This is a genomic window from Salmonella sp. 32082101201600294FB01SM01, assembly GCF_017572865.1.
GTDB classification, from domain to species: domain Bacteria; phylum Pseudomonadota; class Gammaproteobacteria; order Enterobacterales; family Enterobacteriaceae; genus Salmonella; species Salmonella enterica.
Genome location: NZ_JAGESB010000003.1, coordinates 629391 through 647907, shown reverse-complemented (window position 1 = coordinate 647907; position 18517 = coordinate 629391). Strand labels below are relative to the sequence as shown.

General features: G+C 48.7%; 17 protein-coding genes. 13 read left to right on the top strand and 4 right to left on the bottom strand.

Translation table 11 applies throughout. The features are described 5' to 3' along the window. The first annotated feature begins 20 nt into the window (after positions 1-20). Positions 21-1019, top strand: coding sequence for a tRNA dihydrouridine(20/20a) synthase DusA (dusA, locus tag J4645_RS16285; protein ID WP_001527561.1), 999 nt, complete (start codon positions 21-23; stop codon positions 1017-1019). Between the two features lie 167 nt (positions 1020-1186). Next, positions 1187-1429, top strand: coding sequence for an envelope stress response protein PspG (gene pspG, locus J4645_RS16280; protein ID WP_000891414.1), 243 nt, complete (start codon positions 1187-1189; stop codon positions 1427-1429). Positions 1430-1603: 174 nt separating this feature from the next. On the opposite strand, the gene J4645_RS16275 is transcribed toward pspG, so the two are convergent. Beyond that, complete coding sequence (locus tag J4645_RS16275) at positions 1604-2587, bottom strand: quinone oxidoreductase (RefSeq protein WP_000235555.1); 984 nt, start codon at positions 2585-2587, stop codon at positions 1604-1606. A 64-nt stretch (positions 2588-2651) separates the two neighbouring features. Here J4645_RS16275 and dnaB point away from each other — a divergent pair, with 64 nt between their 5' ends. From dnaB to J4645_RS16245, 6 genes are all read left to right on the top strand, one after another. Beyond that, entirely contained in the window at positions 2652-4067 is a 1416-nt protein-coding gene (dnaB, locus tag J4645_RS16270; protein ID WP_000918353.1) for a replicative DNA helicase, read from the top strand. Positions 4068-4098: 31 nt separating this feature from the next. Beyond that, positions 4099-5178, top strand: coding sequence for an alanine racemase (gene alr / locus J4645_RS16265; protein ID WP_001147297.1), 1080 nt, complete (start codon positions 4099-4101; stop codon positions 5176-5178). A 185-nt stretch (positions 5179-5363) separates the two neighbouring features. Further along, positions 5364-6557: an aromatic amino acid transaminase gene (tyrB, locus tag J4645_RS16260; RefSeq protein WP_001818570.1), complete on the top strand. Its 1194-nt coding sequence runs from the start codon at positions 5364-5366 to the stop codon at positions 6555-6557. Between the two features lie 186 nt (positions 6558-6743). Continuing rightward, a complete protein-coding gene (aphA, locus tag J4645_RS16255; RefSeq protein WP_000724436.1) occupies positions 6744-7457 on the top strand; it encodes an acid phosphatase AphA in 714 nt (237 codons plus the stop codon). Between the two features lie 128 nt (positions 7458-7585). Then, on the top strand, positions 7586-8002 hold the full coding sequence (locus J4645_RS16250; RefSeq protein ID WP_000270392.1) for a secondary thiamine-phosphate synthase enzyme YjbQ: 417 nt from the start codon (positions 7586-7588) through the stop codon (positions 8000-8002). A gap of 2 nt (positions 8003-8004) precedes the next feature. Further along, positions 8005-8361 carry an MmcQ/YjbR family DNA-binding protein gene (locus J4645_RS16245; protein WP_000155665.1) on the top strand — a complete coding sequence of 119 codons (357 nt, stop codon included), beginning with the start codon at positions 8005-8007 and terminating at the stop codon, positions 8359-8361. On the opposite strand, the gene J4645_RS16240 is transcribed toward J4645_RS16245, so the two are convergent. The 3 genes from J4645_RS16240 to uvrA all read right to left on the bottom strand — a co-directional run bounded on the left by J4645_RS16240 (position 8362) and on the right by uvrA (position 12099). After that, a complete protein-coding gene (locus J4645_RS16240; protein WP_000146586.1) occupies positions 8362-8700 on the bottom strand; it encodes a hypothetical protein in 339 nt (112 codons plus the stop codon). It abuts the gene before it with no gap. Continuing rightward, positions 8687-9142 carry a hypothetical protein gene (locus tag J4645_RS16235; RefSeq protein ID WP_000432213.1) on the bottom strand — a complete coding sequence of 152 codons (456 nt, stop codon included), beginning with the start codon at positions 9140-9142 and terminating at the stop codon, positions 8687-8689. The genes J4645_RS16240 and J4645_RS16235 overlap by 14 nt, the downstream gene beginning before the upstream one ends. Positions 9143-9273: 131 nt before the next feature. After that, positions 9274-12099 carry an excinuclease ABC subunit UvrA gene (gene uvrA, locus J4645_RS16230; RefSeq protein WP_023207444.1) on the bottom strand — a complete coding sequence of 942 codons (2826 nt, stop codon included), beginning with the start codon at positions 12097-12099 and terminating at the stop codon, positions 9274-9276. Positions 12100-12346: 247 nt separating this feature from the next. Here uvrA and ssb1 point away from each other — a divergent pair, with 247 nt between their 5' ends. From ssb1 to siiD, 5 genes are all read left to right on the top strand, one after another. Further along, positions 12347-12877, top strand: coding sequence for a single-stranded DNA-binding protein SSB1 (gene ssb1, locus J4645_RS16225; protein ID WP_000168322.1), 531 nt, complete (start codon positions 12347-12349; stop codon positions 12875-12877). A 1039-nt stretch (positions 12878-13916) separates the two neighbouring features. Next, complete coding sequence (gene siiA / locus J4645_RS16220) at positions 13917-14549, top strand: SPI-4 type I secretion system auxiliary protein SiiA (protein WP_000389240.1); 633 nt, start codon at positions 13917-13919, stop codon at positions 14547-14549. Then, positions 14546-15934 (top strand): MotA/TolQ/ExbB proton channel family protein, encoded by a 1389-nt coding sequence (locus tag J4645_RS16215; protein WP_000875200.1) that lies wholly within the window; start codon positions 14546-14548, stop codon positions 15932-15934. The genes siiA and J4645_RS16215 overlap by 4 nt, the downstream gene beginning before the upstream one ends. Continuing rightward, on the top strand, positions 15924-17243 hold the full coding sequence (gene siiC / locus J4645_RS16210; RefSeq protein ID WP_001541306.1) for an SPI-4 type I secretion system protein SiiC: 1320 nt from the start codon (positions 15924-15926) through the stop codon (positions 17241-17243). The genes J4645_RS16215 and siiC overlap by 11 nt, the downstream gene beginning before the upstream one ends. Next, positions 17240-18517, top strand: coding sequence for an SPI-4 type I secretion system protein SiiD (gene siiD, locus J4645_RS16205; RefSeq protein ID WP_001081935.1), 1278 nt, complete (start codon positions 17240-17242; stop codon positions 18515-18517). The genes siiC and siiD overlap by 4 nt, the downstream gene beginning before the upstream one ends.

Below are 18517 nucleotides of genomic sequence, written 5' to 3'. Positions count from 1 at the left end.
CGGATGCTTATTTATTCGCCATGCAGCCTGAAACCCAGTCCTCCGCTTTTCCTGCTTATCGCTTCTCCATCGCGCCTATGCTCGACTGGACGGACAGACATTGCCGCTATTTCCTGCGTTTGCTGTCTCGCCAGACGCTGCTCTACACCGAAATGGTGACCACGGGCGCGATTATTCACGGTAAGGGTGACTATCTGGCTTACAGCGAAGAAGAGCATCCGGTCGCTCTACAGCTTGGTGGAAGCGATCCGGCTCAGCTTGCGCATTGTGCAAAGCTGGCGGAAGCGCGTGGCTACGATGAAATTAACCTCAACGTGGGGTGCCCCTCCGATCGCGTGCAAAACGGTATGTTTGGCGCCTGTTTGATGGGCAATGCGCAACTGGTCGCCGATTGTGTTAAAGCCATGCGTGATGTCGTCTCGATTCCGGTAACGGTAAAAACCCGCATTGGTATTGACGATCAGGACAGCTATGCGTTTCTGTGTGATTTCATCAATACGGTTTCCGGTCAGGGCGAATGCGAGATGTTTATTATCCATGCGCGCAAAGCCTGGCTTTCTGGCTTAAGCCCGAAAGAAAATCGTGAGATCCCGCCGCTGGATTACCCGCGCGTCTATCAGCTAAAGCGGGATTTTCCGCACCTGACCATGTCCATTAACGGCGGCATCAAATCGCTGGAAGAGGCGAAGGAGCACCTGCGCCATATGGATGGCGTCATGGTTGGCCGCGAAGCTTATCAGAATCCGGGTATACTGGCCGCGGTGGATCGGGAGATCTTTGGCGCCGATACCACCGATGCCGACCCGGTTACGGTGGTTCGCGCGATGTATCCCTATATTGAGCGTGAATTGAGCCAGGGAGCGTATCTGGGGCATATCACTCGCCATATGCTGGGGTTGTTCCAGGGCATCCCCGGCGCGCGGCAGTGGCGTCGCTATCTGAGCGAAAACGCCCATAAAGCTGGCGCGGATGTTGCTGTACTGGAGCAGGCGCTAAAACTGGTAGCAGACAAGCGTTAAAAGTTCGCCAAAAATTAGTCAATCTCACCACGCTCTGTGCAGTCTTGCAGGGCGTTTTCTTTATATATCAATAATATAAATATTGGCATGATTTTTGTAATAGCTTACCTGACCAGACCCGGTAAGCGTCGTGCCGCCGGGCAATGCCATCTTTATGGGGAGCGACTATGCTGGAACTACTTTTTGTGCTTGGCTTTTTTCTGATGTTAATGGTGACGGGCGTCTCCTTGCTGGGCATTCTGGCCGCGCTGGTTGTAGCGACTGCCGTCATGTTCCTGGGCGGAATGTTCGCCCTGATGATCAAGCTGTTACCGTGGCTACTGCTGGCGGTGGCTGTGGTGTGGGTGATCAAAGCAGTAAAAACGCCAAAAATCCCACAGTATCAGCGCAATAACCGTCGGTTTTACTAAGGTATTGAGCGGTTCGTCACAACCTGGAACTTTGCCCTCACAGGCAAATAGGAATCGATTATTAAATCTGTCATGATTGCGCAGGTAACGAATTCATCGCGCTGTACCCTACATACAGCCGAACAAAAAAAGAAAGGGCTTCCCGGGTGGAAGCCCAATTTCTTTGCAGAGCTATTACGGAATCAGCAGGCTTGAGCCCTGTGTGGCCCGGCTTTCCAGCACTTCATGCGCGCGACGGGCATCTTTTAACGCATAGCGTTGATTTTCAGCCACATCGACTTTAATCACGCCGCTGGCGATCAATGAGAACAATTCATTGCTGGCTTCGGTTAGTTCTTCACGCGTCGTAATATACCCCTGTAGTGAAGGTCGCGTGGCATACAGGGAACCTTTCTGATTCAGAATACCTAAATTCACGCCGGTGACGGGGCCGGACGCATTGCCGAAACTGACCATCAGTCCCCGACGTTGCAGGCAGTCCAGTGAGGCTTCCCAGGTATCTTTCCCCACGGAGTCATAGACCACGCGGACTTTTTTGCCGCCGGTGATCTCTTTTACCCGTTCTACAATGCTCTCCTCACGGTAATTAATTACCTGCCAGGCGCCGGCGTCCAGTGCCCGCTGCGCTTTTTGCGCGCTACCGACGGTACCGATAAGCTTCGCGCCCAGCGCTTTCGCCCATTGGCAGGCGATCAGACCGACGCCGCCCGCAGCGGCATGAAACAGGAAGGGTTCGTCGGGTTTCACTTCATAGGTTTTGCGCAACAGGTAAAAAACGGTCAATCCCTTGAGAAAAGAGGCTGCCGCCTGTTCGAAGGAAATGGCGTCAGGTAAAATCGCGGCTTTATCTGCGGGGACGTTATGGACGGAACTGTAAGCGCCGAGCGTTGACTGCGCGTAGACGACGCGATCGCCCACGCGAATGTGCTCCACGCCGTTGCCGACTTTACTGACCACACCCGCAGCTTCGGTTCCTAGGCCCGCAGGCAACGACGGGGGCGGATAGAGTCCGCTACGGATATAGGTGTCGATGAAGTTGATACCAATGGCTTTGTTCTCAACCTGGATTTCGTGTTCCGCCGGTTCCGTTGGCGTAAACTCCACGGTCTGAAGCACTTCCGGACCACCATGCTTGTGAAATTCAATACGCGTTGCCATGCTTCCTCCAAAAGAAATGTGGTAATCTTTCGACCCAATCACTATCTCGGTAACTCCATTCACTATGGCAGGAAATAAACCCTTCAACAAACCACAGACTGATGCCCGCGACCGCGATCCGCAGGTTGCCGGGATAAAAGTACCGCCGCACTCGATTGAAGCGGAACAGTCGGTGTTGGGCGGTTTAATGCTGGATAACGAGCGCTGGGACGATGTGGCCGAGCGCGTGGTGGCGGAAGATTTCTATACCCGCCCGCATCGCCATATCTTTACGGAGATGGGGCGCTTGCAGGAAAGCGGCAGTCCTATCGACCTGATTACGCTCGCGGAATCGCTGGAGCGGCAGGGCCAACTGGACAGCGTCGGCGGTTTCGCCTATCTGGCGGAGTTGTCTAAAAACACGCCAAGCGCGGCGAATATCAGTGCTTATGCGGACATTGTGCGCGAACGCGCCGTGGTCCGCGATATGATCGCGGTGGCGCATGAAATTGCGGACGCTGGTTACGATCCACAGGGGCGTAATAGCGACGAACTGCTGGATCTGGCGGAGTCGCGCGTCTTCCAGATCGCGGAAAACCGGGCCAACAAAGACGAAGGTCCGAAAAGCATCGACCAGATTCTCGACGCTACCGTGGCGCGTATTGAGCAGTTGTTCCAGCAACCGCACGATGGCGTTACAGGCGTGGATACCGGCTATCAGGATCTCAATAAAAAGACGGCAGGGTTACAGCGTTCGGATTTGATTATCGTCGCGGCGCGTCCCTCCATGGGTAAAACCACTTTTGCGATGAACCTCTGCGAAAATGCGGCGATGTTGCAGGATAAACCGGTACTGATCTTCAGTCTGGAGATGCCCGGCGAACAGATCATGATGCGTATGCTGGCCTCGCTGTCCCGCGTCGATCAGACACGTATTCGTACCGGTCAACTCGATGATGAAGACTGGGCGCGAATCTCCGGCACGATGGGCATTCTGCTGGAGAAACGCAATATGTATATTGACGACTCCTCAGGTCTTACGCCGACAGAAGTCCGTTCGCGCGCACGGCGTATTTTCCGCGAACATGGCGGGTTAAGTCTGATTATGATCGACTACCTGCAATTGATGCGCGTGCCGTCGCTTTCTGATAACCGTACTCTGGAAATCGCCGAAATTTCCCGCTCGTTGAAAGCGCTGGCGAAGGAACTCCAGGTGCCGGTCGTGGCGCTATCGCAGCTTAACCGCTCCCTGGAACAACGCGCGGATAAACGTCCGGTGAACTCCGACCTGCGTGAATCCGGCTCTATTGAACAGGATGCCGACTTAATTATGTTTATCTACCGTGATGAGGTTTATCACGAGAACAGCGACTTAAAAGGCATTGCTGAAATTATTATTGGTAAGCAACGTAACGGTCCTATCGGTACGGTTCGTCTGACGTTCAATGGTCAGTGGTCGCGCTTCGATAACTATGCGGGACCGCAATACGATGATGAGTAACTCTCCGTCATTCTGTTAACAAGGAATTCAAATGCAAGCGGCAACAGTCGTCATTAACCGCCGCGCTCTGCGACACAACCTGCAACGTCTGCGTGAACTGGCGCCTGCCAGTAAGCTGGTTGCGGTGGTGAAAGCGAACGCTTATGGACACGGTCTTCTGGAGACCGCGCGAACGCTCCCTGATGCTGACGCTTTTGGCGTGGCGCGTCTTGAAGAGGCTCTACGTCTGCGAGCGGGCGGGATCACGCAGCCTATCCTGCTGCTGGAGGGTTTTTTCGACGCCGCCGATCTGCCGACCATTTCCGCGCAATGTCTGCATACCGCCGTACATAATCAGGAGCAGCTTGCCGCCCTGGAGGCGGTGGAGCTGGCGGAGCCAGTAACGGTCTGGATGAAACTGGATACCGGTATGCATCGTCTCGGCGTGCGTCCCGAAGAGGCGGAGGCGTTCTACCAGCGTCTGACGCACTGTAAAAATGTACGCCAGCCGGTGAATATCGTCAGCCATTTTGCCCGTGCGGATGAGCCGGAATGCGGCGCTACCGAACATCAGCTCGACATTTTTAATGCCTTCTGTCAGGGTAAACCCGGTCAGCGCTCTATTGCCGCGTCTGGCGGTATTCTGCTGTGGCCGCAGTCTCACTTTGACTGGGCGCGTCCGGGCATCATTTTGTATGGCGTATCGCCGCTGGAGCACAAACCCTGGGGGCCGGATTTTGGTTTTCAGCCGGTGATGTCCTTAACCTCCAGTTTGATCGCGGTGCGTGACCACAAAGCGGGCGAACCGGTGGGCTACGGCGGGACATGGGTGAGTGAGCGCGACACGCGCCTGGGCGTGGTGGCGATGGGTTATGGCGATGGCTACCCACGAGCGGCGCCTTCCGGTACGCCAGTACTGGTCAATGGTCGTGAAGTCCCGATTGTCGGGCGGGTGGCGATGGATATGATTTGCGTGGATTTGGGGCCAAACGCGCAGGATAACGCGGGCGATCCGGTGGTTTTATGGGGTGAAGGTCTGCCGGTTGAACGTATCGCTGAAATGACAAAAGTAAGTGCTTACGAACTTATCACGCGCCTGACCTCAAGGGTGGCGATGAAGTATATTGATTAAATACGCGGCGGGCCGGGTGGCGCTTGCGCTTATCCGGCTTGTCTCGCGCATTGACTGTAGGCCGGATAAGACGTTCACGCCGCCATCCGACAATATGCGCATCCACCACAACATCCTCTCGATCTTCTCGTCCTTCCGGTTTATTGTGTTATTTCCTGCCCTCTGTAAACCTGGAGAACCATCGCGTGTTTCAAAAAGTTGACGCCTATGCCGGCGATCCGATTCTTTCACTGATGGAGCGTTTTAAAGACGACTCCCGTCACGACAAAGTAAATCTGAGCATTGGCCTGTATTACAACGAAGACGGGATTATCCCACAGCTCAAAACGGTGGCCGAAGCCGAAGCCCGGCTTAACGCGCAGCCGCATGGCGCTTCGCTGTACCTGCCGATGGAAGGACTCAATACTTATCGCCATACTATCGCGCCTTTGCTCTTTGGCGCCGATCACCCGGTTCTTCAGCAACAGCGCGTGGCTACTATCCAGACATTAGGCGGTTCCGGCGCGCTGAAAGTGGGCGCGGATTTCCTGAAGCGTTATTTCCCCGACGCAGGCGTATGGGTGAGCGACCCTACCTGGGAAAACCATATTGCGATATTTGCCGGGGCAGGATTCGAAGTGAGTACTTACCCCTGGTATGACGACGCGACCAACGGCATCCGTTTTAACGATCTGCTGGCCACGCTGAATACGTTACCTGCGCGCAGTATCGTGCTGCTGCACCCCTGTTGTCACAACCCGACCGGGGCGGATTTAACGCCTTCGCAATGGGATGCGGTGATTGAGATAGTGAAAGCGCGCGATCTGATTCCGTTCCTTGATATTGCCTATCAGGGGTTTGGCGCAGGCATGGACGAGGATGCTTACGCTATTCGCGCCATTGCCAGCGCCGGGTTACCTGCGTTAGTCAGTAATTCTTTTTCGAAGATTTTCTCGCTGTACGGCGAGCGCGTCGGCGGCCTGTCCGTGGTGTGTGAAGATGCTGAAATTGCCGCGCGGGTTCTGGGACAGCTAAAAGCGACGGTGCGCCGAATTTACTCCAGTCCGCCGTGTTTCGGCGCTCAGGTGGTCGCTACGGTCCTGGGCGATGAGGTGTTAAAAGCGGGCTGGCTGGCGGAAGTCGACGCGATGCGTAACCGCATTATATCGATGCGCCAGACGCTGGTGAAGGAGCTGAAGGCGGAGATGCCTGACCGCAACTTTGATTACTTGTTAGAGCAGCGCGGTATGTTCAGCTATACCGGGTTAAGCGAGGAGCAGGTCGAGCGGTTGCGCGATGAGTTTGGCGTTTACCTGATTGCCAGTGGCCGCATGTGTGTCGCCGGGCTTAATGATTCAAATGTACACCGCGTGGCGAAGGCATTTGCCGCTGTCATGTAATATTCAGGCCGGACGGCGATAACAGTGCCCTCCGGCCTGACAATAGCTGTTGTGATCATCCTCTTTTTTCGTAACAAAACCGCAGATAATCCTTCCTTTTGACCGTTACTGGCGTTATGGTCAGATAGTTTTTTGAGCAAAGACTCATCTTAATAACTATAATATTCTGAATTTTAAGGGAAAAGCATGAAAAAAATAACCCTGGCGCTGAGTGCCGTCTGTTTGTTGTTTACGCTAAACCATTCCGCGAATGCGTTAGTATCTTCCCCTTCGACGCTCAATCCGGGCACTAACGTTGCAAAACTCGCGGAACAAGCGCCTGTCCATTGGGTCTCTGTCGCCCAGATTGAAAACAGCCTCACCGGACGCCCGCCGATGGCGGTCGGCTTTGATATTGACGACACCGTGTTATTTTCCAGCCCCGGATTCTGGCGCGGAAAGAAAACCTACTCCCCGGACAGCGACGATTATCTGAAAAATCCGGCCTTTTGGGAAAAAATGAACAACGGCTGGGATGAGTTCAGTATTCCAAAAGAAGTGGCCCGACAGCTCATTGATATGCATGTTCGCCGTGGCGACAGTATTTACTTTGTCACTGGTCGTAGTCAGACGAAAACGGAAACCGTGTCGAAAACGCTGGCGGATAACTTCCATATTCCGGCGGCGAATATGAATCCGGTGATTTTCGCCGGCGATAAACCGGGACAAAATACGAAAGTTCAGTGGCTGCAGGAGAAGAATATGCGTATCTTCTACGGCGATTCGGATAACGATATTACTGCGGCTCGTGATTGTGGTATCCGCGGTATTCGCATCCTGCGCGCGGCTAACTCCACCTACAAACCGCTGCCGCAGGCAGGAGCGTTTGGCGAGGAAGTCATTGTCAACTCGGAGTACTAAAAATCAGGAGAGCGACAGGCTCTCCTTTTTTGCATGATTTTTGCACAAACTTGCCCCGCTGGCTTTTACCTTTTCCAGACTTGCTGCACACTATTCAGGAGACGTTTGTTTTTAGGAAGGAGCAGCCTATGTGGTATCAGCGCACCATTACACTGAGCGAGAAGCCGCGCGGGTTTCATCTGATAACAGATGAAATTATCGATAAATTGTCTGGCTTACCGCCTGTCGAAACGGGTTTGCTGCATCTGTTGTTACTACATACCTCGGCCTCGCTGACGTTAAACGAAAACTGCGATCCCACCGTGCGCGCTGATATGGAGCGCCATTTCCTGAAAACCGTTCCCGATAATGCGGCGTATGAACATGATTACGAAGGCGCAGATGACATGCCTTCGCATATTAAGTCGTCAGTATTGGGCGTCTCGTTGCTGCTGCCTGTACGCCAGGGGCGTTTACAGTTAGGAACATGGCAAGGTATCTGGTTGGGAGAGCACCGTATTCACGGCGGTCCACGTAAAATCATCGCGACACTACAAGGGGAATGATAATGACCATTTCGGAATTACTGCAATACTGCATGGCAAAACCTGGCGCAGAGCAGAGCGTCCACAGCGACTGGAAAGCGACGCAAATTAAAGTGGAAGATGTACTTTTCGCGATGGTAAAAGAAGTTGAAGGACGCCCGGCAGCCTCTCTCAAAACCAGCCCGGAACTGGCAGAGTTGTTACGTCAGCAGCACAGCGATGTACGACCGAGTCGGCACCTTAATAAAGCGCACTGGAGCACGGTCTATCTGGACGGATCGCTGCCGGATTCACAACTCTATTATCTGGTCGATGCCTCTTATCAACAGGCGGTAAATGCGCTGCCGGAAGATAAACGCAAGCAGTTGCCGCAGTCCTGATTATAGCGCGCCGACCAACAACGCCAGGGCGATATCAATGAGGCGGATGACCGTAGACCGGATACGGCTGTCGAGGGCGATTTGCGCATTATTGGCGCGTAGCCTGGCGAGGTCCCGCTGTCCTTCCAACAGAATAATCATATCGTCGTCGTCCAGCCAGCCGCGAGCATGTTCCTGAAGCGCGCGGGCGATAAACGCAGCGGACTCGCGTATACCGTCGTCGCTGTCTTCTCTTGCCTGCTTATACGCCTGGATAAACTCGGCAATCGCCGAGGAGGCTACAGGATGTTCGGCCCGGGCGGTGGTCATCAGGTTATGTATTTCGTTAATAGACGCCATTTTCTTCTCCCTGAGTACAGCGTGCGCCCCAATGCAGACACTCACCCTGTATGGCTAATTTCCAGACCTGATTATTTTGCTGTTGGTATCTCTCAGCCTGGATGTAAGTAAGTGGTTGCTTACGTTGCATAACCCGCGCATAAAGACGCAAATAGTGATTTTTCAGCAGCGCCAGATTATCGAGTCGATGTTTATCCCCACCTTGACGGGCGACCCGCTCAGCCTGAAAAAATGTCTGGCGGATATCGCGGTCATCCTTGAGCAGTGTCTCTTTTTGCCACGGTATTCGCGCCGCGTCCTGCAGGAAGCGGGTTGAGCGCGCTTGTAATAGCGTCAGTTGTTGAAAAGCCACGGCGCTAAAGCGGTCAGGCAGCGTACAGGCGGATAAAAACAGGCACAGCAGTAGTGTGATTGCGTAGGGCAACTTCATGGTGTTTTCCATAACAGACCGTTTGCGCTATCACATGTCAGAGCGAGGCGGCACGCAAATCACAAATGCTCAACACGGATACAATGAGGTGGGATGAGGAAAAATGATGCCGCTTCCCGGCGAATCGGAAAGCGGCGTGAAGGTTATTTGAGCATAGGTTTAAGGAAGCGGGCGGTATGCGACGCCTCGCACTCCGCCACGGTTTCCGGCGTACCGGAGACGAGAATTTCGCCGCCGCCGCTGCCGCCTTCCGGGCCGAGGTCGACAATCCAGTCCGCCGTTTTAATGACGTCCAGGTTGTGTTCGATCACCACGATGGTGTTGCCCTGATCGCGCAACTGATGCAGAACGTCAAGCAACTGCTGAATATCAGCAAAGTGCAGGCCGGTGGTCGGCTCGTCGAGAATATACAGCGTCTGCCCGGTGCCGCGCTTCGACAGTTCGCGCGCCAGCTTCACGCGCTGAGCCTCGCCGCCGGAAAGCGTCGTCGCCGACTGACCAAGACGGATATAGGTCAGCCCCACGTCCATCAGCGTCTGCAGCTTACGCGCCAGCGCCGGAACCGCATCAAAGAACTCACGCGCTTCTTCAATGGTCATATCCAGCACTTCGTGGATGGTCTTGCCTTTGTACTTAATCTCCAGCGTTTCCCGGTTATAGCGCTTGCCTTTGCACTGGTCGCACGGCACGTAAATATCCGGCAGAAAGTGCATTTCGACTTTAATGACGCCATCGCCCTGGCACGCTTCGCAGCGACCGCCGCGCACGTTGAAGCTGAATCGCCCTGGCGTATAGCCGCGCGCGCGAGACTCCGGCACGCCAGCAAAAAGCTCGCGAACCGGGGTAAAGACGCCCGTATAGGTCGCCGGGTTGGAACGCGGGGTGCGCCCGATTGGGCTCTGGTCGATATCGATCACTTTATCGAAATGTTCCAGCCCCTGAATATCCCGATACGGCGCCGGTTCGGCGATAGTCGCCCCGTTTAACTGACGCTGGGCGATGGGGAACAGCGTATCGTTAATCAGCGTTGATTTACCGGAACCCGAGACGCCGGTGATACAGGTAAACAGCCCTACCGGTAGCGTAAGGGTCACATCTTTCAGGTTATTGCCGCGCGCGCCGGTGAGTTTGAGCACTTTTTCTGGATTTGCCGGCACGCGTTGTTTCGGCACTTCAATTTTGCGTTTACCGCTCATGTACTGGCCGGTCAGCGATTCCGGTACCGCCATAATGGCTTCCAGCGGGCCTTCCGCCACCACCTCGCCGCCGTGAACGCCCGCGCCGGGGCCAATATCAATCACATGGTCGGCGGCACGGATGGCGTCTTCATCGTGTTCCACCACAATCACGGTATTGCCAAGATTGCGCAGATGAATCAGCGTACCCAGCAGCCGTTCGTTATCGCGCTGGTGCAGACCGATGGACGGTTCATCCAGCACATACATCACGCCGACTAACCCGGCGCCTATCTGGCTCGCCAGACGAATACGCTGGGCTTCGCCGCCGGAAAGCGTTTCTGCCGAGCGGGAGAGCGTGAGATAGTTCAGGCCGACGTTCACCAGAAACTTGAGGCGATCGCCGATCTCTTTTAGCACTTTTTCGGCGATTTTCGCCCGTTGCCCGGAAAGCTTGAGATTAGTGAAAAAATCCATCGCATGGCCAATGCTCATATCGGAAATAGCAGGCAGCGGCGTATTTTCCACAAATACATGGCGCGCTTCGCGATTCAGTCGCGTTCCTTCACAGCTGGCGCAGGGGCGATTACTGATGAATTTCGCCAGCTCTTCGCGCACCGCGCTGGATTCCGTTTCTTTATAACGGCGCTCCATATTATGCAGCACGCCTTCGAACGGATGGCGGCGCACGGAGGTATCGCCGCGATCGTTCATATATTTAAATTCGATGTTCTCTTTGCCGGAACCGTACAGCACGACTTTGTGTACGTTGGCGCTGAGGCTTGCCCACGGCGCATCCACGTCGAACTTATAGTGTTCCGCCAGCGACTTGAGCATTTGAAAGTAGTAAAAATTGCGACGATCCCAACCACGAATCGCGCCGCCTGCCAGCGACAGGTCGGGATTCTGGATCACGCGGTCCGGATCGAAATATTGCTGAACGCCGAGGCCGTCACAGGTCGGGCAGGCGCCTGCCGGGTTGTTGAACGAGAACAGACGCGGTTCCAGCTCGCGCATACTGTAGCCGCAAATCGGACAGGCAAAATTGGCGGAGAACAGAAGCTCCTCCGCTTTCTCATCGTCCATATCGGCAACAACCGCCGTGCCGCCGGATAATTCCAGCGCCGTTTCGAACGACTCCGCCAGGCGTTGGGAAAGATCGTTGCGAACTTTGAAGCGATCGATCACCACCTCAATAGTATGTTTCTTTTGCAGCTCCAGCTTCGGCGGATCGGAGAGATCGCAGACTTCGCCGTCAATACGGGCGCGAATGTAACCCTGGCTTGCCAGATTTTCCAGCGTTTTGGTGTGTTCGCCTTTACGCTCTTTAATAATCGGCGCCAGCAGCATCAGACGTTTGCCTTCCGGCTGTGACAGCGCGTTATCGACCATCTGGCTAACGGTTTGCGCCGCCAGCGGCACGTCATGATCCGGACAACGCGGCTCGCCCACGCGGGCAAACAGCAGGCGCAGGTAGTCGTGGATCTCGGTAATAGTACCCACCGTAGAGCGCGGGTTGTGCGATGTCGATTTCTGTTCAATTGAGATCGCGGGCGATAGCCCCTCAATATGGTCGACATCCGGTTTTTCCATGAGCGACAAAAACTGCCGCGCGTAAGCGGAGAGCGATTCAACGTAACGACGCTGCCCTTCGGCATACAGAGTGTCGAAAGCCAGTGAGGATTTGCCTGAACCCGAAAGCCCGGTCACGACAATCAGTTTGTCGCGGGGGATGACGAGGTTAATATTTTTGAGATTATGGGTGCGGGCGCCCCGAACTTCGATCTTATCCATTCACCTTTCCCGGTAGAGACTCGGATGCCTGGTTTGTTTGAAGGACAAACGGCAGAAACGGCTAATTATGACACAATTTAACCTGTTTGAATATACAGTATTGGAATGCATCTTCAGCTAAAGTATGCAACAATATGAGGTTCGCGCGAGTGACCTGGAACCTGCATCGCAGCTATTAAAATGCTACGTGGAAATGGTACACTCACGCGTTTACACTATTTATGAAACGTATTCAGGAGACTCAATTATGGCCAGCAGAGGCGTAAACAAGGTGATTCTCGTTGGTAATCTGGGCCAGGACCCGGAAGTACGCTATATGCCGAGTGGCGGCGCTGTCGCCAACTTAACGCTGGCTACTTCTGAATCCTGGCGCGATAAGCAGACCGGCGAAATGAAAGAGCAGACTGAATGGCACCGGGTGGTGATGTTCGGCAAACTGGCGGAAGTGGCCGGCGAATATCTGCGTAAAGGTTCTCAGGTGTATATCGAAGGTCAATTGCGTACCCGCAAGTGGACCGATCAGAGTGGCCAGGAACGCTATACGACTGAAATTAACGTTCCGCAGATCGGCGGCGTGATGCAGATGCTGGGTGGTCGTCAGGGCGGCGGCGCACCGGCAGGCGGTCAGCAGCAGGGGGGTTGGGGTCAACCGCAACAACCTCAGCAGCCACAGGGCGGCAACCAGTTCAGCGGCGGCGCGCAGTCGCGTCCACAGCAATCCGCGCCAGCGCCGTCTAACGAACCGCCAATGGATTTTGACGACGACATTCCGTTCTGATTTTTGGTAAAAAACTCAAAGCGTTATTTGCATTTTCGCTATAGTTCTCGTCTGCTGAAATGCCTGGTGTAAACCAGGCATTTTCTTACCTGGTATTATTGTCTTTGTCTCCCTTTCAAAAAAGAGAAGCGCATATCTTACGGAAAAATGTCGCTTATCGCCTCTGGCCGACTCGCCTCGGCACATCATTATCCAGCCGAAGTTCATAAATGTACTGCAATAACCCGGATTGTCTTAAATATGAAAGAGAAATCTCATCTGCAAAATATATAATTTATAGCCATTTTTTGACAACAAAAAGATATTATAAAATAACGTTAGAGAATGGTCGGTATTATCAATGGTTAATTAAATGTTTGCTTTAGCTTGTGATGCGCTCAAATATGATATGTGCATCTTGCTTTATTTTTAATTGCTGAAGATAAAGTTGTTACTTATAGCTGGCTTTATATAAAAAATGGTTTTATTTATGTATTTTTTTACGCAATTCTGATTTTTTACTCCCCACTTATTATATTTTTAATGATTTAAGTTATATTGAAGTCCCTATGACCCTATGTTTTAATTGTGAAAATTCATTTTATCCTCTGGAGGCAAATTTATTAAATACGTATGATTATAACGCGTATTAAAAAGAAATATGTCCTTAAAATGATTTAGAGTTTCAATGATTAGCTAACAAATCTATTTATCGGCGAGTGGTTTTAATTTGCTGATGACTATTTTTTATTTATGAGCTGAGAGCTTATGCGATACCTATTATTGGGGAAGATATAGTTAGTGCAATAATTGATGTCTACCTAATTAAAAAATAAAGAGTGTTTTTAATTAAAGCACTCATCTTTGTTGTGGGCGCATAAAAATGGCGTCATTGTTTTTATTTTTCTGATTACGAGATGTAGGAAAACTGAAATCTATAAAGCGTATTGGTAGCAGGAAGCCAAGGGCGGTAGCGTTCACTTTCTGAATAAGTTGAGCATCCTTTATCCTTTCTAATCCACAAAAACATTTTATTCACAATGTAATATCAGGAGACAACATGGAAGACGAAAGTAATCCGTGGCCTAGTTTTGTTGATACATTCTCTACGGTATTGTGCATTTTTATATTTCTTATGTTGGTGTTTGCACTTAATAATATGATTATTATGTATGACAACTCAATTAAAGTTTATAAAGCAAATATAGAGAATAAGACTAAATCTACTGCTCAAAATAGCGGAGCCAATGACAATTCAAATCCTAATGAAATAGTTAATAAGGAAGTGAATACTCAAGATGTGTCGGACGGAATGACTACAATGTCAGGTAAGGAGGTTGGAGTATACGATATCGCCGATGGTCAGAAAATTGATATAACATCTACAAAAAATGAGCTTGTTATTACGTATCATGGCAGGCTGAGAAGCTTTTCAGAAGAGGACACCCATAAAATAAAGGCTTGGTTAGAAGACAAAATCAATAGTAATTTATTGATAGAAATGGTTATTCCTCAGGCAGACATCTCTTTCTCTGACTCTTTACGACTGGGATATGAACGGGGAATTATTTTAATGAAAGAGATTAAGAAGATATATCCTGATGTAGTTATTGACATGAGTGTTAACTCCGCAGCATCAAGTACAACGAGTAAAGCTATTATCACGACTATTAATAAAAAGGTGTCAGAGTGAAATATATAAATCATTACCGCTATTTGTTTGTCTGTTTTTTCCTTGCCATACTCCCTTTTTCCGCTTTATCTTTTCCCGGTATAAGAGAGTATGTTTTTGATAACTTTATGGTTTCTGCAATTTACAATGGAGTCATTATTGCCATTTATATTACAGGCTCTTTGTGTGCATTATTCACTATTTTTAAAAATATTTCAGCAAAAGACATATTAATAGCTCAGGACGCCAGCAGAAAAAATAGTATTCTTTCTAACCTCAATCAGATTTTGTTTTCCGGAGAACCCAAACAGTGTGATTTCAATTTGCTGATGGAATTAGATGACAATGTGTCTACCGCCCGTAACCAACGATTGTCATTTATTATGAGTTGTAGCAATGTGTCGACGCTTGTTGGCCTGTTGGGGACGTTTGCGGGTCTGTCTATTACGATTGGTTCAATCGGGAATTTATTGAGCTCGCCATCAGATGTTGGCGGTGATAATGCAAGTAATACACTCAATATGATCGTGACAATGGTAGCGTCGCTTTCTGAACCATTGAAAGGGATGAATACCGCATTTGTATCTTCTATCTATGGTGTTGTTTGCGCCATACTCCTGACCTCACAAAGTGTTTTTGTTCGCAGCTCCTATTCCCTTGTTTCTACGGAAATCAAAAAATTAAAAATCATAAGCAACAGATCCAATAATAAACAACGAAGCCTGCGGGTTGAATCAGAGACGCTTGTAGAATTTAAAGAGTTGTTTAAAGCGTTTTTTGATAACTACCTGACAGTTGAAAACTTACGGACGCAGGATGAAGAAAAGAAACGAGTGATGCTATCAGATAGCTTTGTCACTTTGCAAAACCGACTATCGGATAACTCAGCAAAACTGGAACAACTTTCTACGCTGATTGATGGTTATCTGGTAAGCAGTAACGAAAATCTCAAAAAATTATCTGACGGTGTAATAACAATTACCTCTCGTTTATCTGAAGGTAATATCCTGCTTGCTGATAATAATGCACGGCTGGAGGCAATGAGTACAATACAAAATATTATAGACAAAAAGAATGATTCAATAATGGCATCAGTTGATAAATGTTATCAGGAATCTCTTTCACATGGTAAGACCATAAACGATATTGCCGCTGGCAGTGCCGATATTTCTCATACTCTCGATGGGCTGAGAAAAGAAATGGATGAGGATATGAACAATGTTCATTTAGCGCTATCCGATCTATCGGCTACTGATAAAAAGATTATTGCCAATACTAAAGAGATTAGTGCTGAAATGGTTAGCTACCGTGATACCTATATGCCATTAATGGAAAAAATAACATCTATGCACCAGGAAATAGTAAAGCAACGTTTGTTAAACAAGGAGGAAAAAAATGAAGATTAAGATGTTTTTTCTGACGACTGCTTTTATTACACAAAGCACATACGCCAGCGAGCTTCCGGTCATTCCTCTAAGAGACTTAGTTAATGCCGCATTAACGCATCAGCCCTCTGTTGCTGTTTCATATTATGAGACTGAAAAGAAAAACAGTGACTTAGATCTTTCACGGGCAGCACTTTATCCTACCCTGGATCTAACATCTGGCCTTAATAATAACAGGAAAGAGTCATCAGGTACCGAGAGAAACGTTGAAAATAAGGTGTCTTTATCATACCGAATAACGGACTTTGGAGTGAGGGGGGCTAATATCAGGAAATCTGAATACGAAAGAGATAATAGTAAAACTGACTATGAAAAAACAAAGAATATAGTGTCTCAGGAGGTTGTGACAACCTATTATAACATCAGTAAATATCGTGAAATGATTGATGGCGTAAATCTGGAGAAAGAGTTTTATAAAAAGATGCTGGAAACTTTTTCGCTGTTGGTATCTTCCGGTGTAGCGATGCAATCTGATATGCGTAAAGTACAAGTATCTATCGATGCATTAAATACCCGAAGCATTATGTATCAGTCGATGTTGGATGATGAAATGTATAAAATGCAGAATATGACTGGTCTGAATTTATCACCAGTTCAGATTCAAAGCGATGAAAAATTCAACCTCTTCAAAAAATATATCTTTGTCGAAAGTCCTGAAAAACTTATGGACATGGTGATGAAATACAATGATGACTATAAGATGCTTGTCAATACCCGAAAAGCCGCGACCGAAGATATTAATGCCGCAAAATCATCCTATTTTCCGACTGTAGATCTCGTTTCCAGCTATGTACAGAATAACCCGAGCGGTAGTGCCAAAAAAAGTGATTATGAAGATGAATTCAAAACGGGTATCAATGTCAGTTTCAACATTTTTAATGGGTTCAGAAATTCAGCCCAGGAAAGAAAAATGGTGGCAAGTTACTCGCAGGCTAAGCTGCAAATTGACGATTTTTTGATTAAAACGCGTTATAACATTGATTCACAACTTTCAAGATACGCCGCTGCAAAAGAGACTTACTCAGTGGCGGAACGTTCACATACAAACGCGTTACAGCTTACTGAATTATATGAGCAGGAGTTTCAGTTAGGGCAAAAAAGTTTGCTTGATTTAATTTCAAGCCGTAATGAAGCATTTCAGGCATATGTAAGCATGATCGACAGCAAATATAGCCTGTATATTTTAAAGTTACAGCAACTCTCATTGATTTTTCATTTAATGGATTATTTAAAAGGAAATACTGAAAGTGAGTTAAATGTAATGAAATGAATAGAAGACAAAGCGATCATCTCATGATGATAATTATTTCTTTGACGATCTTAATTATTATCCTTACCTACTTTATAGAAATTAATTCAGTGGTTCATGGTCAGGGCGTTATCACCACTAAAGATAATGCTCAGTTAATATCTCTTTCTAAAGGAGGGACGATACAAGATATTTATGTAGCCGAGGGTGATACTGTAAAAAAAGGAGAACTCCTTGCAAAGGTCGTTAACCTTGATCTGCAAAAAGAATATCAAAGGTATAGAACTCAAAAAGGGTATCTGGATAAAGATGTTAACGAAATATCTTTCATTCTTGATAAAGAAAATGAGAGTGGATTGATTACCCTGGATGGCACCCGTTCTTTAAGTAATAAAGAGGTAAAAGCGAATATTGAATTAGTGCATAGTCAGATAAGAGCTAAAGAGTTAAAAAAAACCTCTCTTGATTCTGAGATTAGCGGATTACAAGAGAAGCTGAGTTCGAAAGAAAAAGAACTCGCATTGCTTGCCGAAGAAATAAATATTCTTTCCCCACTGGTAAAAAAAGGAATTAGCCCATATACCAATTTTCTTAACAAGAAACAGGCGTATATAAAAGTTAAGTCTGAAATTAATGATATTGAAAGTAGCATCACTTTAAAAAAAGATGATATTGAGTTGGTTGTTAATGATATTGAGGCGCTTAATAATGAATTGCGACTATCTTTATCTAAAATAATATCTAAAAATCTTCAGGAACTTGAGGTTGTTAACTCTACATTAAAAGTAATAGAGAAGCAGATAAATGAGGAGGATATCTATTCACCGGTTGACGGTGTAATTTATAAAATCAATAAAAGTGCCACTACTCATGGTGGTGTGATTCAGGCGGCGGACTTACTTTTTGAAATAAAACCAAAAGTAAGGACTATGCTGGCCGATGTGAAAATATTACCCAAATACCGTGACCAAATATATGTAGATGAAGCCGTTAAACTGGATGTGCAGTCAATTATCCAACCAAAGATAAAATCGTATAATGCGACTATCGATAATATTAGCCCTGATTCCTATGAGGAAAATACCGGAGGAACAATTCAGCGTTATTATAAAGTAATTATTGCATTCGATGTTAATGAAGATGATTTACGGTGGTTAAAACCAGGTATGACTGTTGACGCCAGTGTAATTACCGGAAAACACAGCATTATGGAATACCTGTTATCTCCCTTGATGAAAGGCGTGGACAAAGCCTTTTCAGAACCCGTTAATACTAAACGATTAGATACACCTTGA

Bases quoted from the DNA above. Each gene is read 5' to 3' on its own strand.
- siiD (WP_001081935.1), top strand. From the start codon at position 17,240: ATGAATAGAAGACAAAGCGATCATCTCATGATGATAATTATTTCTTTG.
- siiC (WP_001541306.1), top strand. From the start codon at position 15,924: ATGAAGATTAAGATGTTTTTTCTGACGACTGCTTTTATTACACAAAGC.
- uvrA (WP_023207444.1), bottom strand. From the start codon at position 12,099: ATGGATAAGATCGAAGTTCGGGGCGCCCGCACCCATAATCTCAAAAAT.
- pspG (WP_000891414.1), top strand. From the start codon at position 1,187: ATGCTGGAACTACTTTTTGTGCTTGGCTTTTTTCTGATGTTAATGGTG.
- J4645_RS16245 (WP_000155665.1), top strand. From the start codon at position 8,005: ATGACCATTTCGGAATTACTGCAATACTGCATGGCAAAACCTGGCGCA.
- alr (WP_001147297.1), top strand. From the start codon at position 4,099: ATGCAAGCGGCAACAGTCGTCATTAACCGCCGCGCTCTGCGACACAAC.
- J4645_RS16240 (WP_000146586.1), bottom strand. From the start codon at position 8,700: ATGGCGTCTATTAACGAAATACATAACCTGATGACCACCGCCCGGGCC.
- J4645_RS16275 (WP_000235555.1), bottom strand. From the start codon at position 2,587: ATGGCAACGCGTATTGAATTTCACAAGCATGGTGGTCCGGAAGTGCTT.
- aphA (WP_000724436.1), top strand. From the start codon at position 6,744: ATGAAAAAAATAACCCTGGCGCTGAGTGCCGTCTGTTTGTTGTTTACG.
- J4645_RS16250 (WP_000270392.1), top strand. From the start codon at position 7,586: ATGTGGTATCAGCGCACCATTACACTGAGCGAGAAGCCGCGCGGGTTT.
- J4645_RS16235 (WP_000432213.1), bottom strand. From the start codon at position 9,142: ATGGAAAACACCATGAAGTTGCCCTACGCAATCACACTACTGCTGTGC.
- ssb1 (WP_000168322.1), top strand. From the start codon at position 12,347: ATGGCCAGCAGAGGCGTAAACAAGGTGATTCTCGTTGGTAATCTGGGC.
- dusA (WP_001527561.1), top strand. From the start codon at position 21: ATGCAGCCTGAAACCCAGTCCTCCGCTTTTCCTGCTTATCGCTTCTCC.
- dnaB (WP_000918353.1), top strand. From the start codon at position 2,652: ATGGCAGGAAATAAACCCTTCAACAAACCACAGACTGATGCCCGCGAC.
- siiA (WP_000389240.1), top strand. From the start codon at position 13,917: ATGGAAGACGAAAGTAATCCGTGGCCTAGTTTTGTTGATACATTCTCT.